Source organism: Cupriavidus sp. YR651 (assembly GCF_900101625.1).
Classification (GTDB): Bacteria; Pseudomonadota; Gammaproteobacteria; order Burkholderiales; family Burkholderiaceae; genus Cupriavidus.
Genome location: NZ_FMYZ01000013.1, coordinates 71825 through 92805, shown reverse-complemented (window position 1 = coordinate 92805; position 20981 = coordinate 71825). Strand labels below are relative to the sequence as shown.

The window sequence follows — 20981 nt, the reverse complement described above, 5'->3', positions numbered from 1 at the left end:
GGTGGCTTCCATCGCATTGGAAAAGAGAATCGCATGAAGAAAAAATCGCTCGACTACTGGGTGGGGTTGTTCGTGGTGGTGGGGTTTGCTGCCCTCCTGTTCCTGGCACTCAAGGCTGGCAACATGAGCAGCTTCTCGTTCCAGGAGACCTACGGCGTGACGGCGCAGTTCGACAACATCGGCGGCCTGAAGGCGCGCGCGCCGGTCAAGAGCGCGGGCGTGGTGGTGGGCCGGGTGGCGGGCATCCGCTTCGACGACAAGACTTATCTGGCCACCGTGGAACTGAGCCTGGACAAGCGCTACCAGTTTCCCAAGGACACGTCGGCCAAGATCCTGACCTCGGGCCTGCTCGGCGAGCAATACATCGGCCTGGAAGCCGGTGGCGACACCGCCATGCTGGCGCAGGGCGGCAAGATCACGATGACCCAGTCGGCCGTGGTGCTGGAAAACCTGATCGGCCAGTTCCTGTACAACAAGGCGGCCGATGCGGGCGCGGGTGGCGGCAGCGCCGCTCCGGCGCCGGCCGCTCCGGCATCCGGTGCCGCCACCTTGCCCGCCGCGCCAGGTCTGGGTGGAACGAAATGAGCGCCGGTGGCAGAGGACACCGGCCGCGGGGGCTGACGCGGCTGGTGGCAGCGATCGTGGCTGCAGCGGCGCTGGCCGGTTGCGCGACTGGCCCCAATGCCAATCCGAAGGACCCGCTGGAGCCGCTCAACCGGGGCGTCCACACGGTCAATGAACAGGTCGACAAGTACGCGCTCAAGCCGGTGGCGCAGGTGTATGCGGACTACGTGCCGTCGCCGGTGCGGACTGCCATCGGCAATGTCTTCTCGAACATGAGCGATGTGTACTCGGCGGCGAACAACCTGCTGCAGGGCAAGCCGACGCGTGCGGCGGAAGACACGATGCGTGTGGCGATCAACAGCGTGCTGGGTATCGGCGGGCTGATCGACATTGCCACGCCGGCCGGGCTGCCGAAGTACAAGGAAGACTTCGGCCAGACGCTGGGCGTGTGGGGCGTGCCGTCGGGACCGTACCTGGTGCTGCCGCTGTTCGGTCCGAGCAACGTGCGCGACACCGTGGGCATGCTGGTGGACCGCCAGCTGGACCCGTCCGCCTACATCTACCCGGTGTGGATTCGCAATACCGCGACCGGGGTACGGATTGTCGATGGCCGCGCGCAGTTGCTGGGCGCGTCGAACCTGATCGAAGCGGCGGCACTGGATCGGTATGCGTTCCTGCGTGACTCCTATATGCAGCGGCGGCAGTACCTGATCTATGACGGCAACCCGCCGGCGGATAAGAGCGAGGACGGCGACGAGACCCCCGCGCCGTCCGGCCCGGCTTCTCCGGCCGACGGCCAGTCCGCGGAGCCGGCGATGCCGGCCGCTCCGGCAGAAGGCAAGCCCGGTGTGCCGGCCGATGGCAAGCCTGCCTCGCCGGCAGATGGGACGCCTGCGGCACCAGCCGATGGCAAGCCGGCTTCGGAGGCGCAGCAGCAGGGCACGCAGCCCGACCAGTCGCTGCCGGTGCCGCCGCCTAACCGCTTGATTGGTCCGGGCGGGACGTTGCGCTTTGGTCGCTGAGAGGCGGCCAGCCCAATGTGGACAAGGGGCCCAGTCGCCTGTGAGCGTGCTGTGAGCTCTGAAACAAAGTGTTTGAAAGTGGCGCCAGGGCTACGTGAACGTGAAACGTCCCGCTGGCGCCTGTGTTCCAATAGGCGCGGTATCTGGCAGTTGTCGGGCCGGGCCGGCCAAGGTTCCCTGGGCACCCGCTCGTCACGTCATCGCCGATGAGCAAAGCCCTTGATTGAAAGGAAATACACAATGCTGAAGCGTTTGCTGCTCCCCGTCGTCGCCGTTTTCGCCTTTGCCGGCGCCGCGCAGGCCCAGGATCCCGTGGACGCGTCCTCGCCCGACGCGCTGGTCAAGACCGTGGTGAACGACGTCATGGCCACTGTGAAAAGCGACAAGGACATGCAGGCCGGCAACATTGCGAAGATCTCGGCGCTGGTCGAGCAGAAGATCCTGCCGAACGCCAACTTCACGAAGACCACGCAGATCGCGATGGGCCGCAACTGGTCGAAGGCCACGCCCGAACAACAGAAGATCATCACAGACGAATTCAAGACGCTGCTGATCCGTACGTACGCCGGCGCGATTGCCCAGATCCGCGACCAGCAGGTCCAGTTCCGTCCGTACCGTGGCACGCCGGAAGACACCGACGCGACGATCCGCACCCAGGTCATCAACAAGGGCGAGCCGATCCAGCTGGACTATCGTCTGGAGAAGACCGCGCAGGGCTGGAAGGTGTATGACATCAACGTGCTGGGCGCCTGGCTGACCGAAGCCTACAAGGGCAGCTTCAACACGATCGTCGGCCAGCAAGGCGTGGACGGGGTCATCAAGACCCTGCAGGACCGCAATCGCCAGTTGGCCAACGCCAAGAGCTGAGCCCGCCCGGCACGATCTGGTTGCGGTGCAGCACACCGCAACCAAACTGGTCTACAATGGCCGCTCGCTCCCGCCCGCTGTATGCCGAGCGGGAGTTCTTGTTTTTTCGCCCCTCTTTCCCTCGATCCTGATGCCTTCGTTCGGAGCCTCGCTGACCAACCGCAACGCCGCCGCCGTGCTGCGTGACGGGCTGTCGCGCGTGACCCAGGGCGACGTGGCAGTGGATTGCAGCGCGCTGGTGCAGGTCGATTCGGCCGCCGTCGCCGTGCTTCTGGCGTGGCAGCGTGCCGCAGCCGGGCGCGGCCAGGCCCTGGCACTGACCGGTGTGCCGCCACAACTGGCCGAGCTGGCCAGCCTCTACGGTGTCGACGGACTGCTCGGCCTGGCGCCGGTTGCAGCCGCCTCTCTCCCGGAACACCACCACCGACATTGAACCGGCATCCGTGGCCGCGCGCCGTTTGCGCTGGTCGATGCGATGCCCCGGCGCCGGCCGAGCGGCCGGACGCCGCGTCGGAATGGCCGGCCCGGCAGGATCGGGCCGAAGCGGGAGATCCCCCGCATCCCCTATAATTCCGGGTTGTTCGTCCCCATGTCGCCCCCAGGTGCCCTGACACTCATGCACCAGGTGCTGCGCGGCTAACCCCGAGGGCGCTCCCCAACTCCAAGAGAGGCCGGTTCCCCAAAGTGGACCCGTCACAAGACATTCGGCCATGAAAGCCATCGAAATTACCGATGTCCGCAAGCGCTACCGCAGGCTGCAAGCGCTCAAGGGCGTCAGTTTTACCGTCGAGCGCGGCGAATTCTTCGGCCTGCTCGGCCCCAACGGGGCCGGCAAGACCACGCTGATCTCGATTCTCGCAGGCTTGAACCGGGCCGATTCGGGGCGCATCAGCGTGCTCGGGCATGACGTGGTGGACGACTACCGCATGGCCCGCCGCATGCTGGGCGTGGTGCCGCAGGAACTGGTGTTCGATCCCTTCTTCACGGTGCGCGAGACGCTGCGCCTGCAGTCCGGCTACTTCGGCCTGACGCGCAACGACGACTGGATCGACGAGATCATGGCCAACCTGGATCTCACCAACAAGGCCGACAGCAACATGCGCCAGCTCTCCGGCGGCATGAAGCGCCGCGTGCTGGTGGCGCAGGCGCTGGTGCACCGGCCGCCTGTGATCGTGCTGGATGAACCGACGGCCGGCGTGGATGTTGAGCTGCGCCAGACGCTGTGGAAGTTCATCTCGCGCCTGAACCGCGAAGGTCACACGATCATCCTGACCACGCACTACCTCGAAGAGGCCGAGGCGCTGTGCGATCGCATCGCCATGCTGAAGTTTGGCGAGGTGGTGGCGCTGGACCGGACCAGCAATCTGCTGACCCAGTTTGCCGGGCTGCAATTGGTGCTGACGCTGTCGCGCGGCACGCTGCCGCCGGAGCTGGAAGCGCTGCGTACCCCGTCGAACCCCGGCGAACGCGCCCACCGGCTGCGCCTGTCCGGCTACGAGGCGGTGGAGCCGATCCTGGCCGCGCTGCGCGAAGCCGGCTGCGAAGTCGAAGACATGGAAATCAGCAAGGCAGACCTCGAGGACGTGTTCGTCCAGATCATGCGGCGGGAGGGGCACATGCCCGGCGCGCTGCCCGACCCCGCCATGGAGCCCGCGGCATGAGAAACCCGGCAGATATCGACATCGCCGACGATCAGGCGCGCCTGGCCTCGATGGCCGTGGGTGGCTTCGTCGGTTTCCGAACCCTGCTGTACAAGGAAGTCCTGCGTTTCTGGAAGGTCGCTTTCCAGACCGTGGCGGCGCCCGTGCTGACCGCGGTGCTGTACCTGCTGATCTTCGGTCACGTACTGGAAGACCGGGTGCGGGTTTATGACCAGATCAGCTACACCGCCTTCCTGGTGCCGGGCCTGGTGATGATGAGCGTGTTGCAGAATGCGTTTGCGAACAGTTCGTCGTCATTGATCCAGTCCAAGATCACCGGCAACCTGGTGTTTATCATGCTGCCGCCCCTGTCGCACTGGGAGATGTTCGGCGCCTATGTGGTGGCGTCGGTCATCCGTGGTCTCAGCGTGGGCCTGGGCGTGCTGCTGGTGACGGCATGGTTCGCGAACCTGCATTTCGCCAACATCGCCTGGATCGTGGTCTTCGCGCTGATGGGCGCAAGCATTTTGGGCACATTGGGGTTGATCGCAGGCATCTGGGCGGAAAAATTCGACCAGCTGGCCGCGTTCCAGAACTTCCTGATCATGCCGGCCACGTTCCTGTCCGGCGTGTTCTATTCGATTCACTCGCTGCCGCCGTTCTGGCAGGCCGTGTCGCACGCCAACCCGTTCTTCTACATGATCGACGGGTTCCGCTACGGCTTCTTCGGCGTATCGGACGTGCCGCCCCTGCACAGCCTGGCGGTGGTGGCGGTCGCGTTTGCAGTGCTGGCCGCGCTGGCGCTGCGAATGCTCAGGACGGGTTACAAGCTGCGGCACTGATTGCCGCACCGACGGATTTCACAAGAGACAGACATGCTGCCTACACCGGAACAAGTCAGGGACTACATTGCCCAAGGTTTGCCCTGCGACCATCTGGAAGTGGAAGGCGATGGCCAGCACTTCTTCGCCACCATCGTCAGCGCGGAGTTCGACGGCAAGCGCCTGATCCAGCGGCACCAGCGGGTCTACGCCGCACTGGGCGACCGCATGCGCGCCGAGATCCACGCGCTGTCGATGAAGACGCTGACGCCGGCCGAATGGCAGGCGGGCGAGGGCAAGTAAGGCAGGGCCGTTTCACCGATTGGAGCCGGGCGCCGATATGCGCGGCTCCCGCCACAACGATACCGGGCGGGCATGATCCGTCCGGTCGCAACTGACAGAACATGGACAAATTCCAGATTCAGGGCAATGGCCCGCTCAAAGGCGAGATCCGTGTTTCGGGCGCCAAGAACGCGGCGTTGCCCATTCTCTGCGCCGGCCTGCTGACCGCCGACACCGTCACCATCGACAACGTGCCGGATCTCCAGGACACGCGCACCATGCTCAAGCTGCTGCGCGAGATGGGCATGCAGGCCGACATGACCGGTGACACCGCCACGCTGGTGGGCGCGGGCATCAACTCGCCGGAAGCGTCCTACGACCTGGTGAAGACCATGCGGGCGTCGATCCTGGTGCTCGGGCCGCTGGTGGCCCGCTTCGGCGAGGCGCGCGTCTCGCTGCCCGGCGGCTGCGGCATCGGTGCGCGTCCCGTGGATCAGCACATCAAGGGCCTGCAGGCCATGGGTGCCGAGATCAATATCGAGCACGGTTTCATCCATGCCCGCGCCAGCCGGCTGAAGGGGGCCCGCGTGGTGACGGACATGATCACCGTGACCGGCACCGAGAACCTGCTGATGGCCGCCACGCTCGCCGAAGGCGAAACGGTGCTTGAGAACGCCGCGCGCGAACCCGAGGTGACCGACCTGGCCAACCTGCTGGTCAAGATGGGCGCGAAGATCGACGGCATCGGCACCGACCGGCTGATCGTGCAGGGCGTCGATCGCCTGCATGGCGCCCGGCACACCGTGGTGGCCGATCGCATCGAGGCCGGCACGTTCCTGTGCGCGGCCGCCGCCACGCTGGGCGACCTGGTGCTGCGCGGCGTGCCGCCGCTGATCCTGGACGCCGTGCTGATCAAGCTGCGCGAGGCGGGCGCCCAGATCGAGACCGGTGACGACTGGATCCGCCTGGTTATGCCGCGTCGCGCGCAGGCCGTGAGCTTCCGCACGTCGGAGTACCCGGCTTTCCCGACCGACATGCAGGCGCAGTTCATGACACTGAACGCGATCGCCGAAGGCACCGCCCGCATCACGGAGACGATCTTCGAGAACCGCTTCATGCACGTGCAGGAACTGAACCGCCTGGGCGCCAACATCACCGCCGAGGGCAACACGGCCGTGGTGACCGGCGTGCCGCGCCTGTCCGGCGCCAGCGTGATGGCGACCGACCTGCGCGCATCCGCCAGCCTGGTGATCGCCGGCCTGGTGGCCGACGGCGAGACGGTGATCGACCGGATCTATCACCTGGACCGTGGCTACGACCGCATGGAAGACAAGCTGTCGGCGGTGGGCGCCAAGATCCGCCGCCTGACCCGCAGCGCGGCCTGATTGCCAGCGCAAGCACGCCGAGCCGACTCCCGAATATCGATTAAGAACCTGACGATGAGCCCCGCCTTCAATGCCTCGCCCGACCAGCTGACGCTGGCGCTGTCCAAGGGCCGCATCTTCACCGAGACCCTGCCGCTGCTGGCGGCCGCCGGCATTCACGTGACCGAGGATCCCGAGACATCGCGCAAGTTGATCCTGCCCACGTCCGATCCGGCCGTGCGCGTCATCATCGTGCGCGCCTCGGACGTGCCGACCTACGTGCAGTACGGCGCGGCGGACTTCGGCGTGGCCGGCAAGGACGTGCTGATGGAGCATGGCATGACCGGGCTGTATGCGCCGATCGACCTGAACATCGCCCGTTGCCGCATGTCGGTGGCGGTGCCGGCGGGCTTTGACTACGCCAATGCGGTGCGCCAGGGTGCGCGGCTGGCCGTGGCTACCAAGTACGTGCAGACCGCACGCGAACACTTCGCCAAGAAGGGCGTGCACGTGGACCTGATCAAGCTGTACGGCTCGATGGAGCTCGGGCCGCTGGTCGGCCTGTCGGACGCGATCGTCGACCTGGTGAGCACGGGCGGCACGCTGCGTGCCAACAACCTCGTCGAAGTGGAAGAGATCGTGCAAATTTCGTCGCGGCTGGTAGTCAACCAGGCCGCGCTCAAGCTCAAGCGGGAACGGCTGGCGCCGATCCTCGACGCGTTTGAACGGGCCTCGGCGGCGCTTGCCTGAGGCAGCCGCGACCGGGGACTCGCTAGGAAGGAAGTCATGAACGAAACCGATATGGAAAACCTGTCGATCCGCCGGCTGGACTCCGTCGAGCCCGGCTTTGCCAGCGCGCTGCGCCAGGTGCTGGCGTTCGAGGCGTCCGAAGACGAGGCGATCGATCGCGCGGCTGCGCAGATCCTGGCCGACGTGCGTGCGCGCGGCGACGACGCGGTGCTCGAATACACGCGTCGCTTCGACCGCGTGGAAGCATCGTCGATGGGTGCGCTGGAACTGTCGCAGGCCCAGCTCGAAGCGGCGCTGGAAGACCTGGAACCGAAGCGCCGCGCCGCGCTGGAAGCCGCCGCCGCGCGCGTGCGGGCCTACCACGAGAAGCAGAAGATCGAGTGCGGCAGCCATAGCTGGGAATACACGGAATCCGACGGCACGATGCTGGGCCAGAAGGTGACCCCGCTGGACCGCGTGGGCCTGTATGTGCCGGGCGGCAAGGCGGCCTACCCGTCGTCCGTGCTGATGAATGCGATTCCGGCCCGCGTGGCCGGCGTCAAGGAAGTCATCATGGTCGTGCCCACGCCTGGTGGCGTGCGTAATGAACTGGTGCTGGCCGCCGCGCAGATCGCCGGCGTGGATCGCGTCTTCACGATCGGCGGCGCGCAGGCAGTCGGCGCGCTGGCCTACGGCACGGCTACGCTGCCGCAGGTGGACAAGATCGTCGGCCCGGGCAATGCCTACGTGGCTGCGGCCAAGCGCCGCGTGTTCGGCACGGTGGGCATCGACATGATCGCCGGCCCCTCGGAAATCCTGGTGATTTGCGACGGCACCACGGACCCGGACTGGGTGGCGATGGACTTGTTCTCGCAGGCCGAGCACGACGAACTGGCGCAGTCGATCCTGTTGTGTCCGGATGCGGAATACCTGAATCGCGTGGAAGCGAGCATCCAGCGGCAGCTGCCCACGATGCCGCGCCGCGAGGTGATCGCTGCCTCGCTGGCCGGCCGCGGCGCCCTGATCAAGGTGCGTGACATGGAAGAGGCGTGCGAGATCGCCAACGCCATTGCCCCGGAACACCTGGAAATCTCCGCCGAGAACCCACGCCAATGGAGCGAGAAGATCCGCCACGCCGGCGCCATCTTCCTGGGCCGCTACACCAGCGAGTCGCTGGGCGACTACTGCGCGGGGCCGAACCACGTGCTGCCAACCTCACGCACCGCGCGTTTCTCGTCGCCGCTGGGCGTGTACGACTTCCAGAAGCGCTCGAGCCTGATCGAGGTGAGCGAGGGCGGGGCGCAGATGCTGGGCCAGATCGCGGCCGAGCTGGCGTATGGTGAAGGCCTGCAGGCCCACGCCCGCAGCGCGGAATACCGTTTCAAGCGTAGTTGATTGTTTAATTTCTTAACGTAAGAGGATTTTTCATGCCTGCCGTAGACCCTTCCCTGATCGAACGCATCATCCGTGACGACGTGCGCGCCATGGGCGCCTACCACGTGGCGGATTCGCACGGTCTGGTGAAGCTCGACGCGATGGAGAATCCGTACTGCCTGCCCCCCGCACTGCGCACGCAACTGGCCGCGCGGCTGGGCGAGGTGGCGCTGAACCGGTATCCAGTGCCGAGCAGCGAGGCGCTGCGCGCGAAGCTCAAGGACGTCATGGGCGTGCCGGCCGGCATGGATGTGCTGCTGGGCAACGGATCGGACGAGATCATCAGCATGCTGGCGCTGGCCGCGGCCAGGCCGGGCGCGAAGGTGATGGCGCCGGTGCCGGGCTTCGTGATGTACGCGATGTCCGCGCAGTTCGCCGGGCTCGAGTTCGTCGGCGTGCCGCTGCGCGCGGACTTCACGCTGGACCGGGCGGCGATGCTGGCGGCGATGGCCGAGCACAAGCCGGCCATCATTTACCTGGCGTATCCGAACAATCCGACGGGCAACCTGTTCGACGCCGCTGACATGGAGGCCATCGTCCGCGCCGCGCAGGGCGAGGTCTGCCAGAGCCTGGTGGTGGTGGACGAAGCCTACCAGCCGTTCGCGCAGGAAAGCTGGATGCCCCGACTGACCGAATTCGGCAACCTGCTGGTCATGCGCACCGTGTCGAAGCTGGGCCTGGCCGGCATCCGCCTGGGCTACGTGGCGGGCGAGCCGGCATGGCTGTCCCAGCTGGACAAGGTCCGCCCGCCCTATAACGTCAATGTGCTGACCGAGGCCACGGCGCTGTTCGCACTGGAGCATGTCGGCGTGCTTGACGACCAGGCCGCCCAACTGCGTGCCGAACGCACGCGGCTGGCGGACGCGATGGCCGGGCAACCCGGCGTAACGGTATTCCCGAGCGCCGCCAACTTCCTGCTGGTTCGCGTGCCGGATGCGGCACAGATATTCGATCGACTCCTGGCGCGGAAGGTATTGATCAAGAACGTGAGTAAAATGCACGCATTGCTGGCCAACTGTCTGCGCGTGACGGTCAGCACGCCCGAAGAAAACGCGCAGTTTCTTGAAGCCTTTGCCGCTTCATTGCAGGATTAACCCCACCATGCGTGTTGCAGAGGTCACCCGCAATACCTCGGAAACGCAGATCCGCGTTTCGCTGAATCTCGACGGTACCGGTCGCCAGAAGCTGGCGTCCGGCGTGCCGTTCCTCGACCACATGCTGGATCAGATCGCCCGCCACGGCATGTTCGACCTCGAGGTCGAAGCCACCGGCGATGTCCATATCGATGACCACCACACGGTGGAAGACGTTGGCATCACGCTCGGCCAGGCAGTTGCCAGGGCCATCGGCGACAAGAAGGGGATCACGCGCTACGGCCACAGCTATGTGCCGCTGGACGAATGCCTGTCGCGCGTAGTGATCGACTTCTCGGGGCGCCCCGGCCTGGAGTTCCACGTGCCGTTCACGCGTGCGCGCGTGGGCAGCTTCGATGTGGACTTGACGATCGAATTCTTCCGCGGCTTCGTCAACCATGCCGGCGTGACGCTGCATATCGACAACCTGCGCGGCATCAATGCCCACCATCAATGCGAAACGGTGTTCAAAGCCTTCGGGCGGGCCCTGCGCATGGCGGTGGAACTGGACCCGCGCGCGGCCAACACCATCCCATCGACAAAAGGCACCCTCTGATCCAGACTGCCTTCCGCGACACCTTGTAGGCGTGCCGGCTGGTTGCGGCGCCCGCTGACGAACACCGACACACCCGCAACCGATGGATACGCTCAAGTCCTTTATTTCACTGCTGGCGCTGATCAACCCGATCGGGGCGATCCCGTTTTTCATCAGCCTGACCAGCCAGCAGACGGAAGCGGAGAAGCTGCGTACCATCAAGACTGCGTCGGTGTCCGTGGCAATCGTGGTCGGGGTGTCGGCGCTGCTGGGTCAGCAGATCATCGAGTTCTTCAATATCTCGGTGGCGTCGCTGCAGGTAGGTGGCGGAATCATCATGATCATGATGGCCATGAACATGCTGAACGCCCAGACCAGCCGGACCAAGGCCACGCCCGAGGAAGAGGACGAGGCCGAGGCCAAGGCGAGCATCGCGGTGGTGCCGCTGGCGCTGCCGTTGCTGACCGGGCCGGGGTCCATCAGCACGGTGATCGTCTATGCCGGCAAGACCCAGCACTGGTACCAGTTGCTGGTGCTGGTGGGCCTGGGGGTGTTGCTGGGGGTGGTGGTGTACATGACGTTCCGCGCGGCGGATCCCATCGCGCGGGTGATTGGCCGGACCGGGATCAATATCGGCACGCGCCTGATGGGGCTGATCCTGTCGGCGCTGGCCGTCGAATTCATTGTGGACGGGCTGAAGACATTGTTGCCTGTTTTGAAATCATGACTACCATAGCAATTGTGGATTACGGCATGGGCAACCTGCGCTCGGTGGCGCAGGCGTTGCGCGCCGCGGCGCCGGAAGCGGATGTCCAGGTAGTGGATCGGCCGGAAGCGATCCGCGCGGCGGACCGCGTGGTGTTGCCGGGCCAGGGCGCCATGCCGGACTGCATGGGTGCACTGGGCGGCTCCGGGCTGCAGGAGGCGGTGCTGGAAGCGGCCGCCAGCAAGCCGATGCTGGGTGTGTGCGTTGGCGAACAGATGCTTTTTGACCACAGCACCGAAAGTCGCACCGGAGGCGTCAGTACGCCGTGCCTGGCGCTGATGCCGGGTGAGGTGATCCGCTTTGAGCTGGACGGGATGACGCAGCCGGACGGCTCGCGTTACAAAGTGCCGCAAATGGGATGGAATCGCGTGCACCAGTCGCGCGCCCACCCGCTGTGGGAGGGGATCCCGGACGACAGCTGGTTCTATTTTGTGCACAGTTATTATGTGCATGCGCAGGACCCGGCCCACATTGCCGGCGAAACCGAGTATGGCGTCGTGTTTACCAGTGCGGTAGCACGCGATAATATTTTTGCCACGCAGTTTCACCCGGAGAAGAGCGCCGCCATGGGTTTGCAGTTGTATCGGAATTTCGTGCATTGGAATCCGTAAGGCACCTGTACCTGAAGCGCCCCCGATACTGTCCAGCGATCGTTCAGAGCCACCAACCAGACTGCGCATCCACTGCCAAACTGACATGACCTGAACAGCCAGCGCGTTTGCCGGCATCGCTACCTTTTTCCTTTTTACACAACCACGCTCGTCACGCTTATGTTGCTCATTCCGGCCATCGACCTGAAGGACGGTCAGTGTGTACGCCTCAAACAAGGCGACATGGACCAGGCCACCGTCTTTTCCGAAGATCCCGCCGCCATGGCACGTCACTGGGTGAACCAGGGCGCGCGTCGCCTGCACCTGGTAGACCTCAACGGCGCATTCGTCGGCAAGCCTCGTAACGAGGCCGCCATCAAATCCATCATCGCCGAGGTGGGCGACGAGATCCCCGTGCAGCTGGGCGGCGGCATCCGTGACCTGAACACCATCGAGCGCTGGCTGGATGATGGCTTGTCGTACGTCATCATCGGCACTGCCGCGGTGAAGAACCCGGGCTTCCTGAAGGATGCGTGCTCCGCATTCGGCGGCCACATCATCGTCGGCCTCGACGCCAAGGATGGCAAGGTGGCCACCGACGGCTGGAGCAAGCTGACCGGCCATGAAGTGGCGGACCTTGCGCGCAAGTACGAAGACTACGGCGTCGAAGCGATCATCTATACAGATATCGGCCGCGACGGGATGCTGCAGGGGATCAATATCGACGCCACGGTGAAACTGGCTCAGTCGATGTCGATCCCGGTGATCGCCAGCGGCGGACTGTCCAATCTGACCGACATCGAGCGCCTGTGCCAGGTGGAGCCAGAAGGCGTGGAAGGCGTGATCTGCGGCCGCGCGATCTACTCCGGCGACCTCAACTTCGCGGACGCCCAGGCGCGCGCGGACAAGCTGGGCGCGGAGTAAGCCAGCGACAAGCACGTGCCCGGCGCCGGGCGCGTGCAGCTGCGAGAAGCCATCGCCATTCCGGCGGCGGCGCGCAAGGAATCTCATGCTAGCCAAACGTATCATCCCCTGCCTGGACGTGACCAACGGGCGGGTGGTCAAGGGAGTCAACTTCGTCGAATTGCGCGACGCGGGTGACCCGGTCGAAATCGCGCGTCGCTATGACGAGCAGGGCGCCGATGAGATCACTTTTCTCGATATCACCGCGACCAGCGACGGCCGCGACCTGATTCTCCACATCATTGAAGCGGTGGCCTCCCAGGTGTTTATCCCCCTGACGGTCGGCGGCGGTGTGCGCGCCGTGGAGGACGTGCGGCGCCTGCTCAACGCGGGGGCGGACAAGATCAGCGTCAACTCGTCGGCCATTGCCAATCCGCAGCTCGTATCCGATGCCACTGGCAAGTACGGGTCGCAGTGCATCGTGGTGGCCATCGATGCCAAGCGCAGTTCCGCCCCGGGCGAGGCGCCGCGCTGGGAAGTCTTCACGCATGGCGGCCGCAAGGCCACCGGCCTGGATGCCGTCGAATGGGCCCGCGAAATGGCGGCGCGCGGTGCCGGTGAAATCCTGCTGACCAGCATGGATCGCGACGGCACCAAGAGTGGGTTCGACCTGGAACTCACGCGCGCTGTCAGCGACGCCGTGCCGGTTCCCGTTATTGCATCAGGTGGCGTTGGGGGCCTGCAGGACCTGGCCGACGGAATCCGTCTGGGTCGCGCCGATGCGGTGCTGGCCGCCAGCATCTTCCACTACGGCCAGCATACCGTTGGCGAAGCAAAGGCATTCATGGCCCGCGAGGGCATTCCCGTCCGGATGTGATCATGGCAAAGAAGTGGCTGAACAAGGTGAAGTGGGACGATAACGGCCTGGTGCCGGTAATCGTCCAGGAGACGGGTTCCAATGACGTGCTGATGTTCGCCTTCATGAACCGCGAGGCGCTGCAGCGCACGGTGGAGCTTGGCGAAGCCGTGTTCTGGTCGCGCTCGCGCAAGCGTCTGTGGCACAAGGGCGAGGAATCGGGACACGTGCAGAAGGTCCATGAGATTCGTCTGGATTGCGACGAAGACGTGGTGCTGTTGAAGGTGACACAGGTGGATAGCATCGCCTGTCACACAGGCCGTCATTCGTGCTTCTTCCAGAAGTTCGAGGGCGATGCCGAATCGGGCGACTGGCAGACCGTCGAGCCGGTGCTGAAGGATCCCTCCACCATCTACGCGGCCAAGTCATGAGCGATTCCCTCTCCGAGGCAGACGTGCTGGCGCGCGTGGCTGCGACGCTGGAGTCCCGCAAGCCGGAAAACGGTGGCGACCCCGACAAGTCCTACGTGGCGAAGCTGTTCCACAAGGGTGACGATGCCATCCTCAAGAAGATTGGCGAGGAAGCCACGGAGACGGTGATGGCGGCCAAGGACGCCCGCGCCGCGGGGCTTAGCCAGGAGGCCGTCGGCAAGGTGGTCTACGAAGTGGCCGACCTCTGGTTCCACAGCATGGTGCTGTTGGCACGATTCGGCGTGACGCCGTCGGATGTGGTCAACGAACTGGCGCGCCGCGAAGGGATGTCCGGGCTGGCGGAGAAGGCCAGCCGCAAGGAGTAGCATAGATCCCATGCCGCCCGGGAATCGCCCGGGCACGGCGCAACGCTGGAGGGCAAGATGGCGACGGACTACACCACGCAAGTCACGGCTACCCCGGACACCGACAAGCTGGATGGCCTGCGCAAGCTGACGCATATTCTCTATGCGCTGTATGCGATTTTCTGGCTGACAGGCGGCATCACGGCGCTGATCGCGATCGTCGTGAACTATGTCAAGCGCGACGATACGCGCGGCACGCTTTACGCTTCACATTTCGCGTGGCAGATCCGCACGTTCTGGTGGTCGATCGTCTGGACCGTGGTCGGCGGATTCATGTTTGTCACAGTGCTGCTGTTCCCGGTGGCGATTGCGCTCTGGAGCGTTTTGTCATTGTGGATGCTGTATCGTATCGTCAAGGGCTGGCTGTACCTGAATGACCGCAAGCCGATGTATCCGGACCAGCAGTTCTGAGAAAACGCGGGCCGGGTCGGATCGATCGCGTGGAATGATCCGACATACTGCAACAAAAACTTCATGAAATCCCAGGACAATTGCGTTTTCTGCAAGATCGTGGCCGGTCAGATTCCGTCGCAAAAGCTGTATGAGGACGGCGAGTTGCTGGCATTTCACGATATCCATCCCAAAGCGCCGGTACACTTTCTGCTAATTCCGAAGTCGCATGTCGATTCGCTGGCCGATTGCGGACCCGGGGATTCGGATGTGCTTGCTAGAATGATGCTCAAGGTGCCTGAACTGGCGCGACAGGCCGGCTGTGACAACGGCTTCCGGACGGTGATCAACACCGGCACGGACGGCGGACAGGAGGTCTATCACCTCCATGTCCACGTACTCGGCGGACCGCGCGACAAGTGGAAGGCACCGGCACCCTGATTACCGGGGCAGCCTGGGCATGAGCGGGCCAGGACATGTGTCCTGGCCTGGTGTCGCGTCGGCAACCGTCGCCCGACGTGACCTTTGAGGGACGGAACTACGGGGCCGGGCGGCTTACCTTGATCGCCCGCAGCTTCATCAGGAGCAAGAAATGGGTTCGTTTAGCATTTGGCACTGGCTGATCGTGCTGGTGATCGTCATGCTCGTTTTCGGTACCAAGAAGCTGCGCAATATCGGGCAAGACCTGGGCGGCGCGGTGAAGGGTTTCAAGGATGGCATGAAGGATGGCAATGCCGAGGAACCGGGCGCCCCGGGCACTCCGGCCAAGGAACTGCGCGATTCCACCACGATCGATGTGGAAGCCAAGGAAAAGTCCCGCCAGCAGTAAGCACCTGACGGTCTTCGACTTGCCTGAAGCAATCCCCCCGGCGGCCGCGCTCGCGACGGCCCGCCCTTCCTGTGTCCCTGGCCAGATGTCCGCATGATCGATCTCGGCATTTCCAAGCTCGCACTGATTGGCGCCGTGGCGCTGATCGTGATCGGTCCTGAGCGTCTGCCCAAGGTGGCGCGGACGGTCGGCGCACTGGTCGGCCGCGCGCAGCGCTATATCAATGACGTCAAGGCGGAAGTCAGCCGCGAGGTGGAACTCGATGAACTGCGCAAGATGCGCACGGAGTTCGAGAATGCCGCACGCGACGTCGAGCAGACCATCCACAAGGAAGTCAGCGAACATACCCAGGCGCTGAACGAAGCTTTGGGGGGCGTGGAAGGATCTGCGTCAACGACGTCAGGCGAGGGCGCATCCGGTGGCGGCTACGTGCCGAGTTGGAATGCCGCCCACAAATCCCACAACGGCCGCAAGAGCTGGCGCGTGAAGCAGGGCGCGCGACCGCTCTGGTTCAAGCGGCAGCAGAGCACGCGCGTATGGGTGCAGTCCGGCGCTGCGCGCGTCAAGCGGCACCGTCCCGCCAGCGGCCGCGCTCGCTCGTTCTTCGAATGACCATGACGGCTTTTGCCGTCCCGCCCGCCGCGCCGGCTGGCGGCGGCCGCCACCGAACCCTGATGCCAGCCAGCGCGGCTGAAGCGGCTACGCCATGAGCGACTCCCGTTCCCAAGATCCCAACGACGAAACCCAGCAAGAAACCTTCATCTCCCATTTGATCGAGTTGCGCGAGCGGCTGGTCAAGGCGGTTGCCGGGGTGATTGTCGTCTTCCTCGGCCTCGTCTACTGGGCTCCGAATATCTACAACCTGTTCGCGGCTCCGCTGATGGAGGCCCTGCCCAAGGGCGGCCGAATGATCGTGACCGATGTCACGGGGTCGTTCTTCGTGCCGATGAAGGTCACGATGCTGGTGGCCTTCCTGATCGCGTTGCCCTGGGTTCTCTATCAGGTCTGGCAATTTGTCGCGCCAGGTCTGTATCAGCATGAGAAGAAGCTCATCCTGCCGCTGGTCACCAGCAGTTATGTGCTGTTCCTCTGCGGCGTCGCGTTTGCGTACTTTCTTGTGTTCCCGACCGTGTTTCACTTCATGGCGCACTACAACGCGCCACTTGGTGCGGACATGTCGACGGACATCGACAAATACCTGAGCTTTGCCATGACCACGTTCCTGGCCTTTGGCATTACCTTCGAAGTGCCGGTGGTGGTGATCGTGCTGGTCAGATTTGGCGTGGTGGAACTGGACAAGCTCAAGCAGATCCGCCCGTATGTGATCGTTGGCGCCTTTATTATCGCCGCCGTGGTGACCCCGCCCGATGTGCTTTCCCAGCTGCTGCTGGCCGTGCCGCTGATCGCACTCTATGAGCTGGGCTTGCTGATGGCCCGCTTTGTCACCAAACAGCCGCTTGGCGCACCTTCCGCAAGCGAGACGCAGCCGGACTGAGTTCCTCCGGACTTGTAAGCACACCGTATTCTCCGCGTCCGAATGCGCTGTTTTGCACCAAAACGGTGAAAAACCACCCCCTTGCTGTTGCTTGATCACAACAAAACGCGACGGTAAACCGCGTTTACGGCGAAAAAGTCTTCTGGCGCGGAGGGGGGGTGTCACATAATACGACGCAGACGTGAAGGTTAATGCGTCGCCCAAGCACTTGGGCAACCAAGATTTCCCAATCAGTTGACAAGGAAAGTGTCGATATGAAGATGAAACTGTTTGCAGCTGCCGTTGCCGCCATGGCCGCCGGCGGTGCGTATGCCCAGTCGAGCGTGACCCTGTACGGTGTGGTTGACGCTGGTATCGAATACCAAAACCACCAGCCCGCAGCGGGCGCAGGTCAGACCGGCGGCCACGACGTGGTTCGCATGACCTCCGGTAACCTGTCCGGCAGCCGTTGGGGCCTGCGCGGCGTGGAAGACCTGGGCGGTGGCCTGAAGGGCGTCTTCGTGCTGGAAAGCGGTTTCTCCATCGACGACGGCAAGTCGGCCCAGTCGAGCCGCCTGTTCGGTCGTCAGGCCTACGTCGGTCTGCAAAGCCAGTGGGGCGCGCTGACCCTGGGTCGTCAACAGACGCCGTTCTATGAGTTCGGTCTGGCCTTCGATCCGATGGCCATCTCGACCAAGTACTCGATCACCTCGCAAGATCCGGTGTTCTCGCAACGTGCTGACAATGCTGTCAAGTACGTCGGTACCTTCGGTGGCCTGACCGCCAACGCCCTGTACAGCTTCGGCTGGGATACGGGTAGCGGCGCTGCCGGCGAACTGCCGGGTTCGGCCAAGGTTGGTCGCGAGTACAGCTTGAGCCTGACCTATTCGGGCGGCCCGTTCTCGGTTGGTGCCGTCTATGACGAAACCAACGTTGGCACCGCTGTGTCGAAGGACCAAGTCCTGCGTCGCGCGTCGGTTGCTGGTACGTACGCCTTCGGCCCGGCCAAGGTGTTCGCTGGTTACCGTTGGGGTCACTCGGTTGACACCATTTTCCAAGTTGCCAATCCGGGCGGCCAAAACACGTCGAACCTGTACTGGCTGGGTTTGGGTTACCAGCTGACCCCGGCGTTCTCGCTGACGGGCGCTACCTACTACCAAGACTTCCGTGGCAGCGGCCGCGATCCTTGGACCTTCGTGGCCTCGGCTGACTACGCCTTCTCGAAGCGTACGGATGCTTACCTGAGCATGAGCTACGCCAAGAACAAGGACGACTCGACGATGGGTGTCGACGGTTTCGGCAAGACCAATGGTACGGCCAACCAGTTCGGCGCTGTGGTTGGTGTGCGTCACAAGTTCTAATTTGACGCGGGTGTAAGCCCGCATCAGATTCGGCTTGATCAGAACGCCGACATCCGAAAGGATGTCGGCGTTTTGTTTTGTCCGGCAGATCCAGGTGCTTCTGTTGGGCGATGTGTTCGGGGTGATCGCACTTCGCGATCATGGTTTGCGCATTGGTTTCAGCCACGCGATCGCGGGGCGCATCCCGCTTTGTCGGGCGGCCGTGACTCCAATGCATTCCGGATGCTGGCGACCAGCCCCAGGGGCGTACCCAGTCCTGCGTGAACAGGCTCCCACCTCAAGTGCCAGGTCATCCCCGACCGTATGCTCCTGCAAGCCAATAGCGACGTTGCCCAGTGCAGTCGCGATGAACGTCCGCCTTATGCACCCCGGGTCTCTCCGGTCCCTAAGGCCCTTCAAGTCCCAAAAGTAATCGACCTAGCGCATCGTCGACTACAGCGCCAAGATTTGGGCCCGCGCCCAGAGAGTCTGCGCCACACGCACAAGGTGAGAGCGTTGCGCGCGTTGTCCCCAAAGAAAAACCCCGTCAGTCGCCTGACGGGGTTTTCGCTTTCTGTGGCACTGAACTTACTGGCCCCTTGCACTATTCAGAAGTCACTGCCACAAGCGCAGGCTTACTCTTCCTCATCCAGCGGCATCGCGCGTCGCGGTGGGGGAGGGCGCTTGCCGATCGTCACGGTGACATCGGCAGGCTTGCCCCGGCGGATGACTTTCATCTTGACCTCGGCTCCGGGCTTCAACTGTGCGATGGCGTTCAAGAGCGCCGTCGTGTCCGAAATGGATTGCTCGCCGACTGATACCAGCACGTCGCCTGGCTTCACTCCGGCCTTGTCGGCGGGGCCGCCCTGGACCACCGCGGCAATCAGTGCGCCCTCCTTGGCGTCCAGGCCGAAGGATTCGGCGATTTCCGGCGTCATGTCTTGCGGCTCCACGCCGATCCAGCCACGCGTCACAGCGCCCGACGAGATGATGGACTCCATGACCTGCTTGGCGGTCGATACGGGAATCGCGAAACCAATCCCCAGCGAGCCGCCCGAGCGTGAATAGATCGCTGTGTTGATACCCAGCAGGTTGCCCTGGGCATCGACCAGCGCGCCACCCGAGTTACCAGGGTTGATGGCCGCATCGGTCTGAATGAAGTTTTCGAACGTGTTGATGCCCAGGTGGCTGCGGCCCAGTGCTGAAACAATACCCATCGTCACGGTCTGGCCGACGCCGAACGGATTGCCGATCGCCAGGACCACGTCGCCGACTTTCACGTTCTCGATCCGGCCGAGGGTGATCGCCGGGAGGTCCTTCAGCGTGACCTTCAGCACTGCCAGGTCGGTCTCGGGATCGGAGCCCACCACTTTGGCGTTGGCCTTGCGGCCATCGGTCAGGGCAATCTCGATCTCGTCCGCACCGTCCACCACATGGTGGTTGGTTAGAATATAGCCCTCGGCGCTGACGATCACACCCGAACCCAGGCTGGATACCGGTTCCTGGCGTTCCGGGAGGCGATCGCCAAAGAAGAATCGAAACCACGGATCTTCGGCCTGCGGATTCGGCGATCGCTTGCTGCCGTTCTTGCTGGTGAAGATATTCACCACTGCAGGCATGGCCTGGCGGGCTGCCTCGCTATAAGACCCTTCAGCCGCGGATCCGGCCACACTCGGCACAACTTCCTTCAGTGCCACGATAGGCGACCCCGATTGCACGGCTACCCGCCCGCGCTGCAGCCACTCGGGTTTGAGCGTGGCCACGACGAACCACACGGCCAGCACGACTGTGACAGCCTGAGCGAAAAACAGCCAGAAGCGGCGCAACATATTGGAGTTTTGAGCAGAAAATGAAAACAAAAGAGCTTGAATTGTACTTGAACGACCTATTGGAAGTTCCCCGTTTCAAGGACTATTGCCCGAACGGCCTCCAAGTGCAAGGTCGACCCGAGGTCACACATATCGTCACCGGCGTCACGGCCAGCCTGGCGCTGGTCGAAGCTGCCATCGAGGCGGGCGCCGACGCCATCCTCGTACATCACGGATACTTCTGGAAAAACGAGGATGCGCGGATCATCGGCCAGAAGCATGCCCGGCTGAAACGGCTGCTGGGTGCAGACGTCAATCTGATGGCGTATCACCTGCCGCTCGATAACCATATCGAACTGGGCAACAACGCGCAGCTGGGCCTGCATCTGGGATTCACGCCGACTGGCCGATTCGGCGATGACCAACTCGGCTGGACGGGCACGCTGCCCCAGTCGATGCCGTTGCACGCGCTGGCCGCGCATGTGGGCGGCGTGCTCGGACGAGAGCCCCTCGCAATCGGTGATCCGGATCAGATGGTACGCACCGTCGGCTGGTGCACGGGAGGCGCGCAGGGGTATTTCGACGCCGCTGTCGCCGCGGGCGTGGATGCCTACCTCAGCGGCGAGGTGTCGGAGCAAACTACGCACCTCGCGCGCGAGAGCGGCGTGGCCTATCTGGCCGCCGGCCACCATGCCACCGAGCGATTCGGCATCCGTGCAGTGGGCGAGCATCTGGCGCAGCGATTCGGCCTGCGCCATACCTTCATCGATATTCCGAACCCGGTCTGAGTCGGGTCCGA

At 63.9% G+C, this 20981-nt stretch carries 26 protein-coding genes; 25 read left to right on the top strand and 1 reads right to left on the bottom strand.

The annotated features are described in order from the left end of the window. Positions 1–33 precede the first annotated feature (33 nt). From mlaD to BLR29_RS26140, 24 genes are all read left to right on the top strand, one after another. Positions 34–585, top strand: coding sequence for an outer membrane lipid asymmetry maintenance protein MlaD (gene mlaD, locus BLR29_RS26255; RefSeq protein ID WP_092141156.1), 552 nt, complete (start codon positions 34–36; stop codon positions 583–585). Next, positions 582–1586, top strand: a complete 1005-nt coding sequence (locus tag BLR29_RS26250) for an MlaA family lipoprotein (RefSeq protein ID WP_092141154.1) — start codon at positions 582–584, stop codon at positions 1584–1586. Before mlaD ends, BLR29_RS26250 begins: the two co-directional genes overlap by 4 nt. Positions 1587–1826: 240 nt before the next feature. Then, positions 1827–2453 (top strand): MlaC/ttg2D family ABC transporter substrate-binding protein, encoded by a 627-nt coding sequence (locus tag BLR29_RS26245; RefSeq protein ID WP_092141152.1) that lies wholly within the window; start codon positions 1827–1829, stop codon positions 2451–2453. Positions 2454–2583: 130 nt separating this feature from the next. Further along, positions 2584–2886: an STAS domain-containing protein gene (locus tag BLR29_RS26240; RefSeq protein ID WP_092141150.1), complete on the top strand. Its 303-nt coding sequence runs from the start codon at positions 2584–2586 to the stop codon at positions 2884–2886. Between the two features lie 277 nt (positions 2887–3163). Next, on the top strand, positions 3164–4114 hold the full coding sequence (locus BLR29_RS26235) for an ABC transporter ATP-binding protein (RefSeq protein ID WP_092141148.1): 951 nt from the start codon (positions 3164–3166) through the stop codon (positions 4112–4114). Next, entirely contained in the window at positions 4111–4935 is an 825-nt protein-coding gene (locus tag BLR29_RS26230) for an ABC transporter permease (RefSeq protein WP_369804711.1), read from the top strand. The genes BLR29_RS26235 and BLR29_RS26230 overlap by 4 nt, the downstream gene beginning before the upstream one ends. A gap of 33 nt (positions 4936–4968) precedes the next feature. Further along, positions 4969–5217, top strand: coding sequence for a BolA family protein (locus BLR29_RS26225; RefSeq protein ID WP_092141146.1), 249 nt, complete (start codon positions 4969–4971; stop codon positions 5215–5217). A 101-nt stretch (positions 5218–5318) separates the two neighbouring features. Next, complete coding sequence (gene murA, locus BLR29_RS26220) at positions 5319–6581, top strand: UDP-N-acetylglucosamine 1-carboxyvinyltransferase (protein WP_092141144.1); 1263 nt, start codon at positions 5319–5321, stop codon at positions 6579–6581. Positions 6582–6635: 54 nt separating this feature from the next. Continuing rightward, on the top strand, positions 6636–7310 hold the full coding sequence (hisG, locus tag BLR29_RS26215; RefSeq protein WP_092141142.1) for an ATP phosphoribosyltransferase: 675 nt from the start codon (positions 6636–6638) through the stop codon (positions 7308–7310). Positions 7311–7346: 36 nt separating this feature from the next. Beyond that, on the top strand, positions 7347–8684 hold the full coding sequence (hisD, locus tag BLR29_RS26210) for a histidinol dehydrogenase (protein WP_092141140.1): 1338 nt from the start codon (positions 7347–7349) through the stop codon (positions 8682–8684). Between the two features lie 32 nt (positions 8685–8716). Continuing rightward, complete coding sequence (gene hisC, locus BLR29_RS26205) at positions 8717–9817, top strand: histidinol-phosphate transaminase (protein ID WP_092141138.1); 1101 nt, start codon at positions 8717–8719, stop codon at positions 9815–9817. Between the two features lie 7 nt (positions 9818–9824). Further along, positions 9825–10412 (top strand): imidazoleglycerol-phosphate dehydratase HisB, encoded by a 588-nt coding sequence (gene hisB / locus BLR29_RS26200; protein ID WP_092141136.1) that lies wholly within the window; start codon positions 9825–9827, stop codon positions 10410–10412. An 82-nt stretch (positions 10413–10494) separates the two neighbouring features. Continuing rightward, positions 10495–11118: a YchE family NAAT transporter gene (locus BLR29_RS26195; RefSeq protein WP_092141134.1), complete on the top strand. Its 624-nt coding sequence runs from the start codon at positions 10495–10497 to the stop codon at positions 11116–11118. After that, positions 11115–11768 carry an imidazole glycerol phosphate synthase subunit HisH gene (gene hisH / locus BLR29_RS26190; RefSeq protein ID WP_176861065.1) on the top strand — a complete coding sequence of 218 codons (654 nt, stop codon included), beginning with the start codon at positions 11115–11117 and terminating at the stop codon, positions 11766–11768. Before BLR29_RS26195 ends, hisH begins: the two co-directional genes overlap by 4 nt. Positions 11769–11927: 159 nt before the next feature. Then, positions 11928–12671, top strand: a complete 744-nt coding sequence (gene hisA, locus BLR29_RS26185) for a 1-(5-phosphoribosyl)-5-[(5-phosphoribosylamino)methylideneamino]imidazole-4-carboxamide isomerase (protein ID WP_092141132.1) — start codon at positions 11928–11930, stop codon at positions 12669–12671. Between the two features lie 85 nt (positions 12672–12756). Then, positions 12757–13527, top strand: coding sequence for an imidazole glycerol phosphate synthase subunit HisF (gene hisF / locus BLR29_RS26180; protein ID WP_092141129.1), 771 nt, complete (start codon positions 12757–12759; stop codon positions 13525–13527). Between the two features lie 2 nt (positions 13528–13529). Next, complete coding sequence (gene hisI / locus BLR29_RS26175) at positions 13530–13937, top strand: phosphoribosyl-AMP cyclohydrolase (protein WP_092141127.1); 408 nt, start codon at positions 13530–13532, stop codon at positions 13935–13937. Beyond that, a complete protein-coding gene (locus BLR29_RS26170) occupies positions 13934–14302 on the top strand; it encodes a phosphoribosyl-ATP diphosphatase (protein WP_092141125.1) in 369 nt (122 codons plus the stop codon). Before hisI ends, BLR29_RS26170 begins: the two co-directional genes overlap by 4 nt. A 57-nt stretch (positions 14303–14359) precedes the next feature. Next, a complete protein-coding gene (locus BLR29_RS26165) occupies positions 14360–14752 on the top strand; it encodes a DUF4870 family protein (protein WP_092141123.1) in 393 nt (130 codons plus the stop codon). 63 nt (positions 14753–14815) lie between these two features. Next, complete coding sequence (locus tag BLR29_RS26160) at positions 14816–15172, top strand: histidine triad nucleotide-binding protein (protein ID WP_092141121.1); 357 nt, start codon at positions 14816–14818, stop codon at positions 15170–15172. A 151-nt stretch (positions 15173–15323) separates the two neighbouring features. Beyond that, the gene (gene tatA / locus BLR29_RS26155; RefSeq protein ID WP_092141119.1) at positions 15324–15560 is read left to right on the top strand and encodes a Sec-independent protein translocase subunit TatA; all 237 of its coding nucleotides are present in this window, start codon (positions 15324–15326) and stop codon (positions 15558–15560) included. A gap of 93 nt (positions 15561–15653) precedes the next feature. Then, complete coding sequence (gene tatB, locus BLR29_RS26150; RefSeq protein WP_092141117.1) at positions 15654–16172, top strand: Sec-independent protein translocase protein TatB; 519 nt, start codon at positions 15654–15656, stop codon at positions 16170–16172. Positions 16173–16266: 94 nt separating this feature from the next. Next, positions 16267–17055: a twin-arginine translocase subunit TatC gene (gene tatC / locus BLR29_RS26145; RefSeq protein WP_092141115.1), complete on the top strand. Its 789-nt coding sequence runs from the start codon at positions 16267–16269 to the stop codon at positions 17053–17055. Positions 17056–17309: 254 nt separating this feature from the next. Then, complete coding sequence (locus tag BLR29_RS26140; RefSeq protein WP_255371449.1) at positions 17310–18395, top strand: porin; 1086 nt, start codon at positions 17310–17312, stop codon at positions 18393–18395. 614 nt (positions 18396–19009) lie between these two features. Here BLR29_RS26140 and BLR29_RS26135 read toward each other — a convergent pair. Further along, positions 19010–20203 carry a Do family serine endopeptidase gene (locus BLR29_RS26135; protein ID WP_092141111.1) on the bottom strand — a complete coding sequence of 398 codons (1194 nt, stop codon included), beginning with the start codon at positions 20201–20203 and terminating at the stop codon, positions 19010–19012. 20 nt (positions 20204–20223) lie between these two features. Between BLR29_RS26135 and BLR29_RS26130 the strand changes: the two genes are divergently transcribed. After that, complete coding sequence (locus tag BLR29_RS26130; RefSeq protein WP_092141109.1) at positions 20224–20970, top strand: Nif3-like dinuclear metal center hexameric protein; 747 nt, start codon at positions 20224–20226, stop codon at positions 20968–20970. Positions 20971–20981 lie beyond the last annotated feature (11 nt).